Origin of the sequence: Spirillospora sp. NPDC046719 (genome assembly GCF_040645715.1) — a bacterium.
Lineage (GTDB): Bacteria > Actinomycetota > Actinomycetes > Streptosporangiales > Streptosporangiaceae > Spirillospora.
In genome coordinates, this window is record NZ_JBEYYT010000709.1 from 1 (window position 1) to 3294 (window position 3294).

A 3294-nucleotide genomic window follows, 5' to 3' on the forward strand; every position below is an offset into this window, starting at 1 on the left:
GGCCTCCGCGCTCGGGTACTCGCGCGCCTCGACGCCGGTCCGCGCCCAGGTGAGGAGGCGGGTGCCGCCGTCGGCGTTGCGCGCGACGTGGGTGAGCACGTGGCCGCGCGTCCAGCCGTGCAGCAGCGACGGCGCGCGCATGTCCGCCTCACCGAGCCGGGCGGCGGACGCGAGCAGCGCGCGGGTCGCCGCGGTGATCGCTTCGAGCGGTTCGACGCGGGTCATGGCTGGTCCTCTCGACGGGGGCGGGGACCACCGGCGGAGCCGGGGTCACCAGGGGAGCGGGCGGCCGTCGCGGAAGAAGCCGCCGGTCGGGCCGTCGTCGGGCAGCGTCGCGGCCCAGACCACGCTCGCCGCGCCGTCGGCGACGGGCCGCCCGCCGGGTCCGCCCATGTCGGTCGCCACCCAACCCGGGCAGACCGCGTTCACCAGGATCCCGTCGGCCCGCAGTTCGGCCGCGAACATCCTGGTCAGCGCGTTGAGCGCGACCTTGGACGCGGTGTAGGCGGGAGTGCCGGACCCCATCTCGGCGAGCGACGCCGCCTCGCTGGACACGTTGACGATCCGGCCGTGCGCGCTGCGCCGGAGCGCAGGCAGCAGCGCCTGCGTCAGCCGCCACGGCCCGTACAGGTTGGTCTCCGCCGCGTCCCGGACGACGTCCAGGTCCGCGGTCGACGGCCGTTGCCAGGTGTCGTAGGTGATCGCGGCGTTGTTCACCAGCACGTCCAGCCGCCCGACCTCGGCCGCGACGCGCTCGACGTCCGCCGCGGACGTCACGTCCAGCCGGACCGGTGTCGCGCCCGCCTCCTTCGCGGCGCGGGCGGCGGCGTCGGGGGAGCGCGCCCCGAGCAGCACCTCGTGCCCGCGCGCCGCGAGCTGCCGGCACACCTCCAGGCCGATGCCCCGGTTCCCACCGGTGACCAGCGAGATCGTCACGCCTATCGCCTCCCCCGAACGGATACCTGAATGATCACGCGTCGGGGGCGCGCGCGTCCACCGGAGTTCGCGGCCGCCGTCTCAGCGGGCGCCGTCAGCGGGCGCCGTCAGCGGGCACCGTCAGCGGGCGCGGTCAGCGGGCGCCGTCTCAGCGGACGCCGCGGGGGCGGAACTGGATGCTGATCCGGGGGCCGACCGCGCGGGTGCTCTTCGGGATCGCGTGGTCCCAGGTCCGCTGGCAGCTTCCGCCCATCACGATCAGGTCGCCGTGCCCCAGCTCCCGCTTGATCGCGGGACCGCCGCCGCGCGGCCGCAGCATCAGCGGACGCGGCGCGCCGACCGAGAGGATCGCGACCATCGTGTCCGCGCTCGCCCCGCGTCCGATCCGGTCGCCGTGCCAGGCGACGCTGTCGCGGCCGTCCCGGTAGAGGCAGAGCCCGGCCGTGCGGAACGGCTCGCCCAGCTCCTCCGCGTAGTGCGCGTTCAGCGCGGCCTTCGCCGCGTCGAGGACGGGGTCGGGCAGCTCGGCGTCCTCGTCGTAGAACGAGAGCAGGCGCGGGACGTCCACGACCCGGTCGTACATCCGCCTGCTCTCCGCCCGCCACGGGACCGACGTGGACAGCCGCTCGAACAGCGCGTCCGCGCCCGGGATCCAGGCGGGCAGCACGTCGATCCAGGCGCCGTGGGCCAGCCGCGTCCGCCGCGCCTCGCTCAGCGGGCGGGGGCCGGTCTCGTCGGCGCGGTCCAGCAGCGAACCTTGGAACATGCCCCCACTGTACCCAGCGGGTCAAACACATGTTCGATCAGCTGTGGTACATCGCGTCGCAGAAGGTCATCCCGGAGCTCGGGTCCTTCTTCTGCACCGACTTCCCGTCCACCAGGACCTCGCAGCCGAGCGCACCCGCCGGTGACGCCATCGCACCGCTGATCGACAGCGCCGCCGTCGGCTGGCTGCCCGTGTCCGGCATCGGGAACTCCTTGTGCCAGGGCAGCTTCACGTTCTTCAGCGTCACCGACTTGCTGTTCACCGGGTCGCTGTAGACGATCTGGAGCGCGGCCCCGCCGGACCCCCACACCACGTACTTGACCTGGTGCACGATGCCCGTGTCGGTCTTCCCCACGTCCGGAATCCGCTGCAGTACCAGCGCCGCCAGCGCCGCCAGCATCCCCTTCGGGTCCTTGTCGGGATGCTGCGGGACCTCGGAGAGGACGATCCCGACGGTCAGCCCGCCGCGCCGCGCCTCCACCTCGTACTCGGACGGACCGCCGCCCAGCGTCGAGTAGTCGACCCAGCTCTCGTCCGCACCCTGCACCACGTTCGACGCCAGCACCGACTGCTTGCCTTTCAGCCGGTCCTTGTGGCGGTCCAGCCCCTGCTTGAAGGCGATCTTCGCGCCCTGGGCGCTCTTCTGCAGGCTGAGCGTCAGCTGGTCGCCCAGCATGTACGTGCAGTAGACGGAGTTGGAGCCGTCCTGCGCGGGCCCGGCGTCCTCCTGCGGCATGCGCTGGTGGCCGTACCTGGCGTAGTCGGCGTCCGTCAGCAGCCCGCACATCTTCGCGGTCAGCCGCCCGTTCTCCGGCCGCGGCCAGCCCCCGGCGGGCGCGGACGCCTCCGCCGCCGACTTCACCGGAGCCTTTCCGGGGCCCGACCCCTTGTCGTCTTTCCCGTCCCCGCCGCCGCACCCCGACAGCGCGAGCGCGAGCGCTCCGCCTGCGGCGACCGTCCTGATTGCACACCCACGTTTCACGCCGCAGACCCTAGGGAGCAGCGATTACACCCGGCTTACAGCCGTTCACCTGAGGAGCGGTTCTCCGTCGCGGGTTGTCGGCGCGGGTGCGCCGGATGACGCGGCGCTCACGGAATGTCAGACCCGACGCCTAACCTGCACAGGTGACGGAGGGACTGCCGCGCCCGGTCAGGGCGCTGATCGGCGTGCGCGTGATCAACCAGCTCGGCGCGTACGTCATGTCCTTCCTGGCCGTGCTCGCCGGTCCCGGCCTCGCCCCGGCGGCACTGGCCGTGTTCGGCGTGGCGGCGCTCGCGTCCCGGTGGGTCGGCGGGGTGCTGCTCGACCGGCTCGCGCCCCGCGCGGTCGTCGTGCTCGGCCTCGCGTCGACCGGCGCCGCGCTGCTCGTCCTCGCCGCCGCGCACGGCCCGCCGCAGACCCTCGGCGCGGTCGCGCTCGTCGGGCTGACCTTCGAGCTGTGCGAGCCCGCCACCCAGGAGGCGCTCGCCCGCGCCGCCCCGCCCGGCCGGCATGGCGACGTCTACGGGCTCCTCGGCACGTCCCTTGTCGCGGCGGGGGCCGTCGGCGGCCGGCTCGCCGCCGTCCTGCTGCCGCTCGGCGCCCGCTGGCT

5 protein-coding genes are annotated in these 3294 nt (G+C 74.1%); 1 reads left to right on the forward strand and 4 read right to left on the reverse strand.

Translation table 11 applies throughout. The features are described from left to right. From ABZ914_RS49000 to ABZ914_RS49015, 4 genes are all read right to left on the reverse strand, one after another. A partial coding sequence (locus ABZ914_RS49000; protein ID WP_500201463.1) for a maleylpyruvate isomerase N-terminal domain-containing protein occupies positions 1 to 225 on the reverse strand: 225 nt, incomplete at its 3' end. A gap of 45 nt (positions 226 to 270) precedes the next feature. Further along, positions 271 to 936 (reverse strand): SDR family NAD(P)-dependent oxidoreductase, encoded by a 666-nt coding sequence (locus ABZ914_RS49005; protein ID WP_500201464.1) that lies wholly within the window; start codon positions 934 to 936, stop codon positions 271 to 273. A gap of 148 nt (positions 937 to 1084) precedes the next feature. Next, positions 1085 to 1702 carry an alpha-ketoglutarate-dependent dioxygenase AlkB gene (locus ABZ914_RS49010; protein WP_433241651.1) on the reverse strand — a complete coding sequence of 206 codons (618 nt, stop codon included), beginning with the start codon at positions 1700 to 1702 and terminating at the stop codon, positions 1085 to 1087. A gap of 37 nt (positions 1703 to 1739) precedes the next feature. Continuing rightward, positions 1740 to 2684, reverse strand: coding sequence for an MmpS family transport accessory protein (locus ABZ914_RS49015; RefSeq protein ID WP_500201465.1), 945 nt, complete (start codon positions 2682 to 2684; stop codon positions 1740 to 1742). A gap of 143 nt (positions 2685 to 2827) precedes the next feature. On the opposite strand from ABZ914_RS49015, the gene ABZ914_RS49020 reads away from it, so the two are divergent. Further along, on the forward strand, positions 2828 to 3294 hold a 467-nt coding region (locus ABZ914_RS49020), incomplete at its 3' end, for an MFS transporter (RefSeq protein WP_500201466.1).

Excerpts from the sequence above, each read along its gene's own strand:
- ABZ914_RS49010 (WP_433241651.1), bottom strand. The coding sequence starts at position 1,702 with ATGTTCCAAGGTTCGCTGCTGGACCGCGCCGACGAGACCGGCCCCCGC.